The sequence below is a fragment of the Stenotrophomonas sp. 05N423 genome (genome assembly GCF_056397145.1).
Genome location: NZ_JBFTMV010000013.1, coordinates 1 through 15,582 on the forward strand (window position 1 = coordinate 1; position 15,582 = coordinate 15,582).

Genomic DNA, 15,582 nt, shown 5'->3' on the forward strand with positions numbered 1-15,582 from the left:
TTCAAGCCAATTCAAGCCAAGATCGCCGCCGCTGGCGAGCAGGCCATCAGCGCTGTTGTCCAGCAGGCCGTCCACCGTCACCTGCAGCGTGGACGTGCCAGCCGCCTGCACGGTACCGCCGACATTGCGCAGCTCAGCGGCGGTGAGGTGAGTATTGCCCGCCGCGGCCAAGGTGCCCGCGGTGTTGTCGAGCACACCCGATACCGTCAGGCGCGTATCGCCACTGCCGGCCGCCTGCAGCGTGCCGGCGCGGTTGTTCACCGCGCCCGCATCCAGTTGCAGTGCGCCATTGGTGGCGACTGTGCCGCCCTGGTTGTCCAGCGTGTCGCGTACCTGCAGACGCAATGCGTCGTTGCCGGTGGCGATCAACTGTCCTTCAGCGGTGGTCAGGTCATCGGCTTCCACCGCGATCTTCCTGGCAACGGTAGTTGCATCGTGCAGGTCGATCTGGGCTCCCCGCAGATTCAGGCTTCCATTGCTGACCATGCTGCCAGCGACGCCCCGCAATGTTCCTGCATGGATATCCAGTTCACCTTCGCCTGAGTGCTCGATGCGCCCTTCCCGGTTGTCCAGCACGGCCGCCCCAAGCACCAGCCCCTTGCCTGCGGCAATAAGCCCTCCCGCACTGTTGTCGAGCAGTCCCTGCACGCCGATATCGAGGCTGGCATCCCCTGCCGCCTGCACGATGCCATCGGCGTTGTGCAGTTCGGCGGCGGTGAGATGCGTATCGCCCGCTGCCGCCAGGGTGCCGCCCATGTTGTCGAACACTCCCGATACCGTCAGACGCGTATCGCCCTTACCTGCCACCTGCACCATACCGACGCGGTTGTTCACCGTGCCTGCTTCCAGTTGCAGTGCACCGTTGGTGGCGACCGTACCGCCGTGGTTGTCCAGCGCGCCACGCACCTGCAGGCGTAATGCATCATTGCCGGTGGCGATCAGTTGGCCACCTGCGGTCGTCAGGTTGCCGGTGTCGATGATGATGCGCCGGGCGACCGTGGTGCCACCGGCCAGGTCGGTGGTCTGGCCACGGATATCCAGCGTGCCATTGCCGGCGATCGTGCCTCGATGACCATTGAGGGTGTCGGCGCGTATCGACAGCGTACCGTTGCCTGCATGTTCGATGCGGCCATCAGTATTATCCAGCGTGCGAGTCTCCACCCCCAGGTTGCCACCGCTGGCGAGCAGGCCATCGGCGCTGTTGTCCAGCAGGCCATCCACCGTCACCTGCAGCTTGGAGGTACCCACCGCCTGCACGGTGCCACCGACGTTGCGCAGACCGTTGGCACGGACAAGCGTGTTGCCTGCCGCAACCAGGGTGCCGGCACTATTGTCCAGCAGTCCCATCACCGCGAGGCGGGTATTGCCGCTTCCGGACGCCTGCAACGTGCCGGCGCGGTTGTTCAGCGTGCCAGCCTCCAGTTGCAGTGCGCCGTTGGTGGCGACTGTTCCGTCATGGTTGTCCAGCGCGCCACGTACCTGCAGGCGCAGCGCGTCATTGCCAGTGGCGATGAGCTGACCGCCCGCGGTCGTCAGGTTGCCGGTGGCGATGGCGATACGCCGGGCCACCGTCGTGCCGCCGGCCAGGTCGGTAGCCTCGCCGCGGAGGTCCAGCGTGCCGTTACCGGCGATCGTGCCTCGATGACCGTCGAGGGTGTCGACCCGGATCGACAGCATGCCGTCGCCGGCGTGTTCGATGCGACCATCGGTGTTGTCGAGCGTGGTGGCGTCCAGACTCAGATCGCCGCCGCTGGCGAGCAGGCCGTCGGCGCTGTTGTCGAGCAGGCCATCCACCGTCACCTGCAGCGTGGAGGTACCCGCCGCCTGCATGGTGCCGCCGGCGTTGTGCAGTTCGGCGGAGGTCACGACGGTATTACCCGCTGCGACCAAGATGCCATCACTGTTGTCGAGCATGCCAGTCACAGCCAGGCGCGTATCGCCACTGCCCGCCGCCTGCAGCGTACCGGCGCGGTTGTTCACCCTGCCTGCTTCCAGTTGCAGTGCACCGTTGGTGGCGACCGTGCCGCCGTGGTTGTCCAGCGTGCCGCGCACCTGCAGACGCAGCGCATCACTGCCGGTGGCGATGAGCTGACCGCCCGCGGTCGTCAGGTTGCCGGTGTCGATGGTGATGCGCTGGGCGACCGTGGTGCCGTCGGTCAGGTCGGTAGCCTCGCCGCGGATGTCCAGCGTGCCATTGCCGGCGATCGTGCCTCGATGACCGTTGAGGGTGTCGACGTGGATCGACAGCGTGCCGTCGCCGGCGTGCTCGATGCGACCATCGGTGTTGTCGAGCGTGGTGGCGTCCACGCCCAGGTCGCCACCGCTGGCGAGCAGGCCGTCGGCGCTATTGTCGAACTTGCCCTTGACATCAAAGGTACTGGACAGCTTTCCGGTTGCGATCACCGCTCCATCCCGGTTGTCGAACCGGCCGGCATTGATCTGGAAGTGATCGGTACTGAGAGTCGCGCCCCGGTGATCGACGAGGCCTGCGTTCAGGGCCATGCCGCCTGTGGTGATGATGGCACCTCGTTGGCCCTGCAGCGCACCTACCTCGATTTCCAGCCCCTGGGAGCCGGCGTGTTCCAACCGTCCTTCCCTGTTGTTGAACTGACCGCTTTCGATCCGGAAGGTTTCCGCCTTGCTGCGCAGCAGCCCTCCCTCGTTGTCGAGCGTCCCCGCGACACTCAAGGTCGTGGAAGCGTCGCCACTGTGCGTCAGACTGCCGTTGCGATTGCTGAATGTCCGTGCCTGGAGCAATAGCGCACCGGCGACTTCCAACCGTCCTCCATCGTTGATTACATCGTCCGCATTGAATGATGCCGACCCGGAAACCACCACCCGCCCTTCCCGGTTGCCCATATCACCGCCGAGCAGCGCCAGGTTCCGCACGCCGATCTGGCCGTCGTCGTTGTCCAGGCCCGCATCGATTTCCAGGTGCATCTGCCCGGCCGCGTTGATGCGTCCGCCACTGTTGTCGAGTTCACCGGCAATGCGCATTGCGCCGGTCTCCAGCACCGGCATGGGAGTACCGGGCTCTCCACCTTCGCTCCCTTCAGTAGCACTGCCGCCCTCGCTTCCGTCCCCGGGGCTGCCTCCTGCCTGCCCTTCCCCCGGCGTATCTGATGAAGCCGCAAGGCCGATGCGGCCATCGTCCCGGTTCACGACCCTGCCCGCATGCAACGACAATTGCTGGCCCCCGGTCTGTTCGATGGCGCCGCCCCGGTTGCGCAGCGACGATGCATCCACTTCGACACGCTGGGCATTGAGCGTCCCCCCGCTGTTGTCGAGATCGGCGTCCGTGCGCAGCTGCAGTTCCCGGCCCGCGCTGATCGTGCCGGCATTGGCGATGCCACCGGCTGCGGCAACGCGTGTGTCCTGCTGGGACTGCAGCGAGCCGATGTTCTCGAGCCGGCCATCGACGGTGACCACCAGTTCCCCGGCCTGCGCGCCGATCTTGCCGGCATTGCGGACGCCCACGCCATGTTCGTTGCCCAGCAGCCAGATCTTGTTGGCGTACATGCCTCCCAGCGCGCCGACATCGAGCGCGAAGACAGGCGCGGCGCCGCGGCCGGTGGTGGCCTCGACGCTGGCGTGGTCGGCACCAATCACGTTCGCACCGACGCTGGCCTGCAGCTGGTTGGCCCAGATGCCCGCATTGACCTGCAACGAACGGGTGATCAGATCGGTGTAGTCGGCCTGGGTGGCATCAAGCCCGCGACCTTCCACCCGGATGGCCCCCTGTTCGACCCGGTATCCTTCCAGCGCTCCACCGGTGACGATGGGGACGCCGGTGGTCAGCGTGACCCGGCTGGCATTGAGGAAACCCGCGCCGTCGACGAGGATGCCGGCCGGATTGGCGATCACCACTTCGGCGCGTTGCCCGGCCACTTCCAGGTAGCCGCGCAGGCGGCTGGGATCGCTGCCGTTGATCTCGTTGAGGATGACCTTCGCCGTGCCTGTGGCCAGCCACGGGTTGCCCTGGATCCATCCCCCCAGCTGGGTCTGTGCGTCGCCGCGGGCGTTGTTGAGGATCGCGCCTTCGGTGCCCACGTCGAACTGGCGGTAGACGTTGCGCGACACGCCCGAGCGCGACGGCGTGGTGATGTTGACCACCGGCACGCCGTTGGGCGCAGTGATCACGGTGGGGCGCTGCCCCCCCGGAGCGTTCGGATCGCTCACGATGCGCCCGCCATCCTGAGCCTGCTGCCCTGCCGCCGGAAGTACCCATCCCACCCAGCCCAAAGCCAGCCACACGCCGAAACTGACCGGGCGCAAGGCTCCGGCAAGGTTGCCGACGACACCTGCGCCGCCGCCGCGGGGTGCACGCGCCACTTCGGAGGCCACCTGCATCAGGCCCAGGGCACGGTTGAAAACAAGGCGATAGATCCGGTTCATGACATTGCTTCCTTCTGTTCCTTGTCAGCCCGCCTGTTCCTGGCAGGAGTCGTCCAAAAACGTTGCGGGCCGGTGGCCCGCCGGGCCTCAGAGCGAGCCGCTCAGGCTGAAGCCATAGGTGGTATGAGCAGTGGGAAAGCCACGCGGCTTGAGCACGGGGCTGCCTACGAATACGTCCCACTGGAAGCAGCCCGCACCGCCACGAATGCCGGCGGCGATGCCCGCCAGATGGTCGTCCATCTGCCAACGGGCGGACGGGCCGCCAACGTGGCCGTAGTCGGCTCCCAGATAGGCTTCCTGGCCGCCGCCTATCGACACGCCCAGTTCGTTGCGCAGCGACCAGCCGCGTTCGCCGGCGAGCGAAGTTTCGCCATCGAAACCACGCACCGTGTAGCGTCCGCCGATGGCGAACCGGTCCTGCGGCACCAGCGGCGTACGGTTCCACTGCGCGCGCCAGCTGGCGATGTAGCGCAGCGATTGCCTGCCGAGCCCGAATGGCACCGCGAACTGCGCGTCGGCGGTGATGACCGTGCTGCGCGAGGTGCCTTCGCCGAACGCCTCCTCCGGTGCGGGCAACGCATGGAAAGCACCTGTACCGCGCCGCCAGGCCAGATTTCCGTCCAGCGTCGCCTTGCCGATGAAGTGCTTGTGCGAGAGGCCCGCTTCCCACCCCGCAGTACGGCGGCGCTGCACCTCGATCTCGGTGTCGTCGATGAAATTGTCCGACTCGCGCCACCAACCACGCAGGTAGGCGCTGGTCTTCCCGGTGGCATTGCGGAACAGCATGCGCGCCAGCCGCAGTTCGGCATTGCGACTGGACCCGCTGTACACGTAGCTTTCGTAGGCGCCGGCCACCGTCTGCCGGTAGTCGTAGTCGCCGGCGTTGGCGCTTGCCAGCCAGTTGCCGAGCGGGATGCTGTAGTGGGCGCTCCAGCTGTCAGTGCGCCTGCCCGGGCCGTTGAACAGCGAGCGGCCGACGTTGACGTAGGCCAGGTCGTTCCAGCCCAGGACGTTGTCCATCGACAACGTGGCGCCGGCCTGCAGCTTGCCGGTGGCCTGGCTGCCGCCATCGTCGAGGGACAGGTGCCCACGCCACCGGGAACGCTGCCGCCAGGCGATCACCAGGTCGCTTTCGCCAGGCCGCGCATCAGCGCCTTCGGCAGGCACGAACTGGATATCGGCCGTCACCGTGGGAACGCGCTGCAGGTTCTCAAGCGTCTGTTCGACGTCGCGCAGATTCAGCACGTCGCCTGTGCGGGCGGGCAAGGCATTCTTCCAGGACGCGCGGGGCGGCGCCTCTCCGGAAAAGCGGACCGCCCGGATGCGGCCGGGTACGACGGTCAACACCAGGGTGCCGGCCTTTAGGTCCTGCGGAGCGGCCAGCACGCGGGTGGTCACGTAGCCGCGGGCAATGACCGCATTCTGGATGCGCCGCATCACCATGCCCACACCTTCGCTGCCCAGGCAGCGCCCGATGGCCACGTCGTCGCCCTCGCTGGCAGCTGCGACCGCCCACTGGAAGCGATCGCTGAGCTCGCCCTCGAGCACGATGTTGCGGATCGGGAAACAGGGGGTTTCGTCGTCGGGAAGATGGCCGGCGTCGGCGCTGCCCCCGCGCTCGAGCCGAACATCCGGCCGGCTTTCCTGCTGTTCGCGCAAGGCGCGCTCGCGTTCCTGTTGCCGCAGCAGTTCCTGCGCGGCCCGGTCCGGTTCCTGCGCCCAGACCTGGAGGAACGGTACCAATACCCCACATGCAATACCCGCCAGCCGCAGAAACGGCCAGCCCCCCTGATTCTTCACACTCTCTCCTTGTGTTCCCCCGCGTCCAGCAGAGGCTGTCGGTCCCGGCTCCGGCCGCCAGACCCCATGGCGGGCTATCGGCCGGCAACTTCCCTTGATTGACTGGTAAACGGATGGTCCGGTCGCCACGCCCGGTCCGCAATCAGGCATTGCCCTACATGGCCACTTTTCGAATGGAAATATGGGACGCCCATCAAGTTCGACGCGAGGCGTCTCACGGACCGGCGATATCCGGCCGTCGTGACCGGGCGCATATAATCGGCACTCTTTCCCACTGCGGTTTTCCGGCAATGACACAGAACACGATGCGCGCGCTGGTCAAGCGCGAGGCGGCCAAGGGCATCTGGATGGAAGAGGTGCCGGTGCCGGTGCCCGGCCCGAACGAAGTGCTGATCAAGCTGGAAAAGACCGCCATCTGCGGCACCGACCTGCACATCTACCTGTGGGACGAGTGGAGCCAGCGCACCATCAAGCCGGGCCTGACCATCGGCCACGAATTCGTCGGCCGCATCGCCGGAATCGGCCCCGGCGTGACCGGGTATGAAGTCGGCCAGCGCGTTTCCGCCGAAGGCCACATCGTCTGCGGCCATTGCCGCAACTGCCGCGGCGGCCGTCCGCACCTGTGCCCGAACACCGTCGGCATCGGCGTCAACGTCAACGGCGCCTTCGCCGAATACATGGTGATGCCAGCCAGCAACCTGTGGCCGATCCCCGACCAGATCCCGTCCGAGCTGGCGGCGTTCTTCGACCCCTACGGCAACGCCGCGCATTGCGCGCTGGAGTTCGACGTGATCGGCGAGGACGTGCTGATCACCGGCGCCGGCCCGATCGGCATCATCGCCGCCGGCATCTGCAAGCACATCGGCGCGCGCAACGTGGTGGTCACCGACGTCAACGATTTCCGCCTGAAGCTGGCCGCCGACATGGGCGCCACGCGCGTGGTCAACGTCGCCAACCAGTCGCTGAAGGACGTGATGGCCGACCTGCACATGGAAGGCTTCGACGTGGGCCTGGAAATGAGCGGCAACCCGCGCGCCTTCAACGACATGCTCGACTGCATGTACCACGGCGGCAAGATCGCCATGCTCGGCATCATGCCCAGGGGCGCCGGCTGCGACTGGGACAAGATCATCTTCAAAGGCCTGACCGTGCAGGGCATCTACGGCCGCAAGATGTACGAGACCTGGTACAAGATGACCCAGCTGGTGCTGAGCGGTTTCCCGCTCGGCAAGGTACTCACCCACCAGTTGCCGGTGGACCGCTTCCAGGAAGGTTTCGACCTGATGGAACAGGGCAAGGCCGGCAAGGTCGTGCTGAGCTGGAACTGAGGCCCGTCGGGCCTCCAGAAAAAAGGCGCCTCACGGCGCCTTTTTTCATGACGCACATCGCTGTGCATCACCCTTCGGGCGGCTTCGCCGTGAAAAACGGCTGTCCCCCCGTTTTTTCGTTACCGCATCGTCGCCGCGCTCAGCGCGCGATCTTCACCGTCAGCACCACGCGGTCGTCGGCCAGCTTGCCAAAGTTGTCGCGGCCCTTGCCGTCGGTGCCGTAGTAGCCCAGCGAGACATTGGCGATCCCGAAGCTGCGGCCGATGCCCACGCCCCAGTCGGTGTAGTCCTGCGCGACGTCGCTGTCGTTGAACACGCTGCGGCCGACATTGGCGTTCAGGCTGAAGTCGTTCGGCAGGCCCCACTCGCCGCCCACGCCGTAATACCAGCCGGTGGTGCTGCTGCCCCACACGTCGTTGGTGTAGCTGACGTTGACTTTCCAGTTCTGGGCGATGGTGGTGGTGGTGACCAGCTCGTTGTAGGCCATCTCGCTGGCACCCGGGTAGGTGTAGCGATTGAGCAGGACATCGACGTTGACCTTGTCGCTGACGTCGAAGCCGTAGCCGACGAAGTAGTCCACCTCGACGTCGGGGCTGCCTTCGCCGAAATCCACGCCCGAGGCGAAGCTGCCGACATAGAGGCCGCTCGAGGTGGTCCAGGTGACGCTGCCCTGCACCGTCGGCTTCTCGTCGGTCTGCGAGGCGCCGCGGAACAGGTAGTCCGAGACCGCGCTGACTTCCCAGCTGATGGGCGATGCTGCGTCTTCGGCACAGGCAGCGAACGGAATGGACAGCAGGGCAGCACAGGCAACGGCGGCAAGGCGCTTGCAGGGAATCATGCGGGTCTCCGGGGTGGGTGTCGGCGCCGCCACGGCGCAGAATTCACGAATTCTTAACCAAAACGCCCGACGACGCCAGAGTTTCGTGCCGGGACGCGCGGATCCGGCAATCCCCCCGCCTCCGGCTAAGCCGGGAACACCCCATGGCGCCGGGCCGCCAGCGCGACGACCTGCCCCGCCGCGTAGGCCGGCGCATCAGGCGGCAGTTCGACCTCCACGTCCACCGCGGCCGCGCGCAGGCGCGCCCGCAGCCGTGCCCGGGCGCCGCTGCGCTGCACCGACAGCACCGTGCCCACCCAGTCGCCGGCGTCGCCGACGCGCATGTCTTCCGGGCGTACATAGACTTCCAGCGCGGCCGCCTCCGGCAGGCTCGCCGGCCGCGACCAGCGCGCGCCCGCGACGTCCAGCACGTCGCCGTCGACCCGCGCCGGCAGCCGGTTGGCTTCGCCGACAAAGCCATATACGAAGGGCGACGCCGGCCGGTCGTAAACCTCGCCCGGGCTGCCGACCTGTTCGATGCGGCCGCGGTTGAGGATGGCGACGCGGTCGGCCAGTTCCAGCGCCTCCTCCTGGTCGTGGGTGACGAACACGGTGGTCAGGCCGGTGCGGTCGTGCAGCTCGCGCAGCCAGCGGCGCAGGTCGCGGCGCACCTGCGCGTCCAGCGCGCCGAACGGTTCGTCCAGCAGCAGCACGCGCGGCTCGATCGCAAGCGCGCGCGCCAGGGCCACGCGCTGGCGCTGGCCGCCGGACAACTGCGTCGGATAGCGCCCACCCAGACCGTCGAGCTGCACCAGCGCCAGCAGCTCCTCCACGCGTGCGTCGATGCGCGCCTTCGGCCAGCGTCCGGCACCGCGCCGCACTTCCAGGCCGAAGGCGATGTTGGCGCGTACGTCCATGTGCCGGAACAGCGCATAGTGCTGGAACACGAAGCCGGCGCGGCGCGCCTGCACGCTCAGCGCGGTGGCGTCTTCGCCGTCGAACAGGATGCGGCCCTGTTCGGGCTGCTCCAGCCCGGCGAGCGCGCGCAGCAGGGTGGTCTTGCCCGAACCCGATGGCCCGAGCAGGGCCAGCAGTTCGCCGCTGCGGATGTCCAGGCTGACGCCGTCGAGCGCGGGGAACGCGCCGAAGCGCTTGCCCAGTTGTTGGATGCGGATGTTCATGTCACCTCGGGCGATGCGCGGCGGCCAGCGACTGGCCATGGCGCCATTCCAGGAAAGTCTTCAGCACCAGCGTCAGCAGCGCGGTGCCGGCCAGCAGGCAGGCGCAGGCGAACGCCGCGCTGTAGGCGTATTCGTTGTAGAGGATCTCCACGTGCAGCGGCAGCGTATTGGTGCGCCCGCGGATATGCCCGGACACCACCGACACCGCGCCGAACTCGCCCATCGCCCGCGCACTGCACAACAGCACGCCGTACAGCAGGCCCCAGCGGATGTTGGGCAGGGTCACCTTCCAGAACATCTGCCAGGCATTGGCGCCCAGGGTCAGCGCCGCCAGTTCCTCGTCGCTGCCCTGCTGCTCCATCAGCGGCATCAGTTCGCGGGCGATGAACGGGAAGGTGACGAACGTGGTCGCCAGCACGATGCCGGGAATCGCGAACACGATGCGCGGCAGCTGCAGCAGCACTTCGCCGGCCACCGGCAGGTGCAGGCGCAGTCCATCCTCGATCAACGGCCACAACCAGCCATCGCGGCCGAACAGCAGGATGAACACCAGCCCGGCCACCACCGGCGACACCGAGAACGGCAGGTCGATCAGGGTCACCAGCCAGCGCTTGCCGGGGAAGCGGTGCTTGCTCACCACCCACGCCGCGGCGATGCCGAACACCAGGTTCAGCGGGATCACGATGGCGGTGACCATCAGGGTAAGACGTATGGCCGACAGCGCGTCCGCATCGCTCACCGCGCTCCAGAACGCCTGCACGCCGCCGCGCAGCGCCTCGGCGAACACCAGCAGCAGCGGCATCAGCAGGAACGACAGCAGGAAGCCGAGCGCACCGAAGATCAGCAGCGCCTGTACCCAGCCCGGCTCGGTGGTGACACTGCGCGGCGCGCGCGCCGCCGTTTCATCCACGGACTGCACCGGCAGTTCCGACACCAGCTCGTTCATCGCGCGCCCCTGCGCTGCAGACGTGCCTGCAGGGTGTTGACCAGCAGCAGCACCGCGAAGGACAACAGCAGCATTGCCGCGGCGATGGCGGTGGCACCGGCGTAGTCGAATTCCTCCAGGCGGATCGTGATCAGCAGCGGCGCGATCTCGGTGCTGTTGGGCAGATTGCCGGCGATGAAGATCACCGAGCCGTATTCGCCCACGCCGCGCGCGAACGCCAGCGCGAAGCCGGTCAGCATCGCCGGCCACAAGGCGGGCACGACCACGCGCGCGATGGTCTGCCAGCGGCTGGCGCCCAGCGTCGCCGCCGCTTCCTCCAGCTCGCGCTCGGCCTCGGCCAGCACCGGCTGCACGATGCGCACCACGAACGGCAGGCCGACGAACACCAGTGCCACCACGATGCCCAGCGGCGTGTAGGCGATCTTCAGGCCCAGCGGCTCCAGCCAGCGCCCCACCCAGCCCTGCCCGCCATACAGCGCGGTCAACGCGATGCCGGCCACCGCGGTGGGCAGGGCGAACGGCAGGTCGATCATCGCGTCGAACAGGCGCCGGCCCGGGAAGCGGTAGCGCACGAACACCCACGCCACCCAGGTGCCCATCAACGTGTTGAACGCCGCCGCGGCGAAGGCGGTGCCGAAACTCAGCCGCAGCGCCGACAGCACGCGCGGCTCGCTCCATATCCGCCAGATGCCGTCCACGCCCAGCCCGGCCGCGCGCAGGAACACGCCGGCCAGCGGAATCAGCACGATCAGCCCCAGCCAGAACACGGTGATGCCCATGCCGACGCCGAAGCCGGGAAGAACCCGACGTTGGTGCCGCGCGGCCGGCAACACCTGCACGCTGGCATTCACTTACTTGCCCGCCTGGATCTGGTCAAACACGCCGCCGTCGGCGAAATGCTCGGCCTGCGCCTTCTCCCACGAACCGAACGCTTCGCGGATGGTCACCAGCCGCACCTGCGGGAAGCGCGCCACATCGGTCGGATCGGCCAGTTCGGGATGGCGTGGGCGGTAATAATGACGCGCGGCGATGCGCTGGCCTTCGGCCGAATACAGGTACTGCAGATAGGCCTGCGCCACCTCGCGGGTGCCATGGCGGTCGGCGTTGCGGTCGACCAGCGCCACCGACGGCTCGGCCAGGATCGACAGCCGCGGCACCACGATCTCGAACTTGTCCGGACCCAGTTCCTCCTGCGCGAGGAAGGCCTCGTTTTCCCAGGCCAGCAGCACGTCGCCGATGCCGCGCTGGACGAAAGTGGTGGTGGCGCCGCGCGCGCCGGTGTCCAGCACCGGCACGTTGCGGAACAGCGCGCGCATGTAATTGAGCACGCGCGCGCGGTCGCCGTTGAAGATGTGCTCGGCATAGGCCCAGGCGGCGAGATAGTTCCAGCGCGCGCCGCCGGAGGTTTTCGGATTCGGCGTCACCACCGACACGCCAGCGCGCAGCAGGTCGGGCCAATCGCGGATGCCCTTGGGGTTGCCCTTGCGCACCAGGAACACGATGGTCGAGGTATAGGGCGCGCTGTTATCGGGCAGGCGCGATTCCCAGTTGGCCGGCAGCAGCCGCGCCTTCTGCGCGATCGCATCGACGTCGTAGGCCAGCGCCAGCGTCACCACGTCGGCCTGGATGCCGTCGATCACCGCGCGCGCCTGCTTGCCGGAACCGCCATGCGACGTCTCGATGGTGACGGTGTCGCCATGGGTTTCCTTCCAGTGGCGGGCGAAGGCGGCGTTGAAATCGCGGTACAGCTCGCGGGTGGGGTCGTAGGACACGTTGAGCAGCTGCACGTCGCGGGCGAAGGCGCCGCCGGCGACCAGGGTCAACAGGAAAGCCAGCGAGGCGAGGCCGGCGCGGGAACGGAAAGTCTGCGTCATGGGGGATGCTCCGTCAGAAGGAAACCTGCAGGCGCGAGAACACGGCTTTCTCGGCAGGCAGGGCGATGCCGCCGGAAGCGGCATCGAAGCGGCTGTGCAGGTAGTTGGTCGCCAGCTTGAGGTTGGCCGTCAGGTACCAGTTAGCGCCCAGTGTCCAGGCGCGCACGCGCGAAGCGGAGGCGGCCGGATCGGCATAGAACGGGAACGCCGCATCGTCGATATCCAGCACGCCATAGCGCGCGGTGAGTTCGAAGGCGCCCAGGCCGCCATTGCTGCCGAATGGCCGCGACGGCGTCACCCCGCGGTAGCCGGCGTCCTCGCCGGTGAGCACGTAGCTGGCCGTGGCCTGCCAGGCGCGGTGTTCCAGTTCCGCACGCCGGCCGTCGCGCGCCACCTGCTGCTGCGAGACGATGTACTCGCCCTGCAGGCCGAATCCGTCGCGGTAGAACCAACCCTGCGGCGACCAGCGGCGATGGCTGCCATCGGCCAGCACCGTGCCGCGGTAGCTGAAGAAGGTCGCCTGCCCCGGGGTGCGGTAGCGCGGCAGGAAATTGCTGCCGGCGCCGTGTTTCTCGCCGGTGCTGGCGCCCAGGCCGAAGCCCAGGCCCGCCCAGGCGCTGTCCGTCCCCTTCAGCGGCTCGAAGAACACGCGGCCGGCAACCTCGAAATCGTCGTCCGGATTGCTGGTCACCGCGTCGCGGCCATCGACCGCACCGTTGAACACGCCCAGCGCGTAGCTGAACCTCCCCCTGGCCACTTCGCCCTGCAGCTGCACGCCAAGGTCGCGGTTGGGGGCGAGTTCGCTGACCAGCGCGCGCTCGACATCGGCCAGGGCGGACGACGACTGCAGGCGCTCCAGCCCGACCGGCGAGGTGAACTTGCCCACGCGCACGGTAAGGGCCGGATCGAAGCGCAGGTCGGCATAGGCATCCACGATGCTGGCGCTGTCGCCGGCGAACTCCGGGGTGAAGCGGTAGGCCACCAGCCTGCCCAGCGAACCTTCCAGCGTCGGCCGCGCGGTGCGCAGCAGGAAGGTATCGTTCTGGCCGCTGTCGCCGAGGAACACCCGCGCGTCGCCCTGCAGCAGGCCTCGCAGTTTCAGTTCGTAGTTGCCGTCGCCGGACCGGAAGGCGGCTCCCTTCTGGTCGACTGTGAGCTTCGGCGCGGTCTTGGCGGCAGCCACGCGTTCTTCCTCCTGCAGCTCCAGGCGGCGCTCGAGGATGCGCAGGCGCTGGTCGAGATCGGCCAGACCGACACCTTCGACGGCTGCGCCGGACACGCCGGCCAGGCGTTCCAGCCGCTCCAGCCGCTGCTGCAGCTGTTCCACCGTGGGCTGCTGCGCCTGTGCCGATGCCGCCATCCCGCACAGCACCACGGCCAGGCTGAGGGGCAGCAGCTTCCTGGTCGGCACGGTGGACGGGAGGGGGAACGCGGTCATCGGCAGCTCCTTGATGCAGGCGGGGAAGGAGCGTCGATGCTGCGGGCGCACACGCCGACCGGGAAATGACTTCGGCCGCGGCGCTTATAGCCATTCCCCATGAAACCGGCGGCGATGCCGCCCGGCCGCTAGAATCGACGCTCCTTCCCGCCGCAAGACCCTGCCATGACCGCAACCGCGAACACTTCCCCGCTCACCCGGCACTATGCCGAGGAACTGGATGCCATCCGCGCGCAGGGGCTGTTCAAGTCCGAACGCATCATCACCAGCCCGCAGTCTGCCGAAATCACCCTGGACGACGGCCGCACCGTGCTGAATTTCTGCGCCAACAACTACCTGGGCCTGGCCGACCACCCCGACCTGATCCAGGCCGCCAAGGACGCGCTGGACAGCCACGGCTTCGGCATGGCCTCGGTACGTTTCATCTGCGGCACCCAGGACCTGCACAAGCAGCTGGAAGCGCAGATCGCCGGTTTCTTCGGCAAGGACGACACCATCCTCTACGCCGCCTGCTTCGACGCCAACGGCGGCCTGTTCGAGCCGCTGCTGGGCGAGAACGACGCGATCATCTCCGACGCGCTCAACCACGCCTCGATCATCGACGGCGTGCGCCTGTGCAAGGCCAAGCGCTTCCGTTATGCCAACTGCGACATGGCCGACCTGGAGGCGCAGCTTCAGGCAGCCGACGCCGCCGGCTGCCTGACCAAGCTGATCACCACCGACGGCGTGTTCTCAATGGACGGCTTCATCGCCCCGCTCGACGAGATCACCGCGCTGGCGAAGAAGTACGGCGCGCTGGTGCACATCGACGAATGCCACGCCACCGGCTTCCTCGGCGCCACCGGCCGCGGCTCGGCCGAGGTCAAGGGCGTGCTGGAGAAGATCGACATCATCACCGGCACCCTGGGCAAGGCCATGGGCGGCGCGCTGGGCGGCTTCACCTGCGCCAGCGCCGAGGTGATCGAGCTGCTGCGCCAGCGCTCGCGCCCGTACCTGTTCTCCAACTCGCTGCCGCCGCACGTGGTCGCCGCCGGCATCAAGGCCTTCGACATGCTCGACAAGGCCGGCGACCTGCGCCAGAAGCTGGCCGAAAACACCGCCTATTTCCGCGAGAAGATGACCGCCGCCGGTTTCGACGTGAAGCCGGGCGTGCATCCGATCAGCCCGGTGATGCTGTACGACGCGCCGCTGGCGCAGAAGTTCGCCCAGCGCCTGCTGGAAGAAGGCATCTACGCGATCGGCTTCTTCTTCCCGGTGGTGCCAAAGGGCCAGGCGCGCATCCGCACGCAGATGAGCGCCGCGCACAGCCGCGAACACCTGGACCGCGCCATCAATGCCTTCACCCGCATCGGCAGGGAGCTGGGCGTCATCAAGGGCTGATCCGGTACAAGCGCAAAACGGAACAGGCGCCCTCGGGCGCCTGTTCCGTTTCCGGCCGGACGCTGCATCCGACGGCCATCGCTTCTTCGTGCAGGGCTGCGGGAGCCCGCCGGCGGAAGCTAGTTCTTGGCGGCCGGCGCCGCCGCAGCGCCATCCGGCGTATTGCCGCGCGCCACGCGGATGCCGTTGGCCTTCATCCACGCGTCGAACTGGTCGGCGCTCATGTTCTTTCCTTCCTGCTGCATCAGGAAGCGGTAGTTGCCCAGCGCATCCTTCTCCGCCATCGGCGCCTCCACGGTCACCGTGACCGGCTTGCCCTCGGCGGCCGCGGCCACCGGCTTGCCGGACGACGCACAACCGACCAGAGCAGCGGCTGCCGCCACGCCCGATAAAAAAACCGCAGTGCGGATGAAAGCTGGCATG

The 15,582-nt window shown here is 67.7% G+C and carries 11 protein-coding genes; 2 read left to right on the forward strand and 9 right to left on the reverse strand.

Features of this window, described 5'->3' with window-relative positions; translation table 11 throughout:
* Together AC1DGW_RS16140 and AC1DGW_RS16145 are read right to left on the reverse strand one after the other, a co-directional pair.
* Window positions 1–4,395, reverse strand: a 4,395-nt coding sequence (locus tag AC1DGW_RS16140) for a two-partner secretion domain-containing protein (RefSeq protein WP_478024961.1), incomplete at its 3' end; no start/stop codon positions are given.
* Window positions 4,396–4,482: 87 nt separating this feature from the next.
* Window positions 4,483–6,168: a ShlB/FhaC/HecB family hemolysin secretion/activation protein gene (locus AC1DGW_RS16145; RefSeq protein ID WP_478025067.1), complete on the reverse strand. Its 1,686-nt coding sequence runs from the start codon at window positions 6,166–6,168 to the stop codon at window positions 4,483–4,485.
* Between the two features lie 332 nt (window positions 6,169–6,500).
* On the opposite strand from AC1DGW_RS16145, the gene tdh reads away from it, so the two are divergent.
* Window positions 6,501–7,523, forward strand: a complete 1,023-nt coding sequence (tdh, locus tag AC1DGW_RS16150) for an L-threonine 3-dehydrogenase (RefSeq protein ID WP_478025070.1) — start codon at window positions 6,501–6,503, stop codon at window positions 7,521–7,523.
* Window positions 7,524–7,662: 139 nt separating this feature from the next.
* Here the strand turns inward: tdh and AC1DGW_RS16155 are convergent, their stop codons facing one another.
* The 6 genes from AC1DGW_RS16155 to AC1DGW_RS16180 all read right to left on the reverse strand — a co-directional run bounded on the left by AC1DGW_RS16155 (window position 7,663) and on the right by AC1DGW_RS16180 (window position 13,779).
* Window positions 7,663–8,361 carry a TorF family putative porin gene (locus tag AC1DGW_RS16155; RefSeq protein ID WP_478024963.1) on the reverse strand — a complete coding sequence of 233 codons (699 nt, stop codon included), beginning with the start codon at window positions 8,359–8,361 and terminating at the stop codon, window positions 7,663–7,665.
* 125 nt (window positions 8,362–8,486) lie between these two features.
* The gene (locus AC1DGW_RS16160; RefSeq protein ID WP_478024965.1) at window positions 8,487–9,521 is read right to left on the reverse strand and encodes a sulfate/molybdate ABC transporter ATP-binding protein; all 1,035 of its coding nucleotides are present in this window, start codon (window positions 9,519–9,521) and stop codon (window positions 8,487–8,489) included.
* 1 nt (window position 9,522) lies between these two features.
* Window positions 9,523–10,467 carry a sulfate ABC transporter permease subunit CysW gene (gene cysW / locus AC1DGW_RS16165; protein WP_478024967.1) on the reverse strand — a complete coding sequence of 315 codons (945 nt, stop codon included), beginning with the start codon at window positions 10,465–10,467 and terminating at the stop codon, window positions 9,523–9,525.
* The gene (gene cysT / locus AC1DGW_RS16170) at window positions 10,464–11,246 is read right to left on the reverse strand and encodes a sulfate ABC transporter permease subunit CysT (RefSeq protein ID WP_478025072.1); all 783 of its coding nucleotides are present in this window, start codon (window positions 11,244–11,246) and stop codon (window positions 10,464–10,466) included. Before cysT ends, cysW begins: the two co-directional genes overlap by 4 nt.
* A gap of 72 nt (window positions 11,247–11,318) precedes the next feature.
* Window positions 11,319–12,341 (reverse strand): sulfate ABC transporter substrate-binding protein, encoded by a 1,023-nt coding sequence (locus AC1DGW_RS16175; RefSeq protein ID WP_478024969.1) that lies wholly within the window; start codon window positions 12,339–12,341, stop codon window positions 11,319–11,321.
* Window positions 12,342–12,354: 13 nt separating this feature from the next.
* Window positions 12,355–13,779, reverse strand: coding sequence for an OprO/OprP family phosphate-selective porin (locus tag AC1DGW_RS16180; protein ID WP_478024971.1), 1,425 nt, complete (start codon window positions 13,777–13,779; stop codon window positions 12,355–12,357).
* Between the two features lie 165 nt (window positions 13,780–13,944).
* Between AC1DGW_RS16180 and kbl the strand changes: the two genes are divergently transcribed.
* A complete protein-coding gene (gene kbl, locus AC1DGW_RS16185; protein ID WP_478024973.1) occupies window positions 13,945–15,159 on the forward strand; it encodes a glycine C-acetyltransferase in 1,215 nt (404 codons plus the stop codon).
* 119 nt (window positions 15,160–15,278) lie between these two features.
* Here the strand turns inward: kbl and AC1DGW_RS16190 are convergent, their stop codons facing one another.
* Entirely contained in the window at window positions 15,279–15,581 is a 303-nt protein-coding gene (locus AC1DGW_RS16190; RefSeq protein WP_478024975.1) for a hypothetical protein, read from the reverse strand.
* Between the last annotated feature and the right edge of the window lies 1 nt (window position 15,582).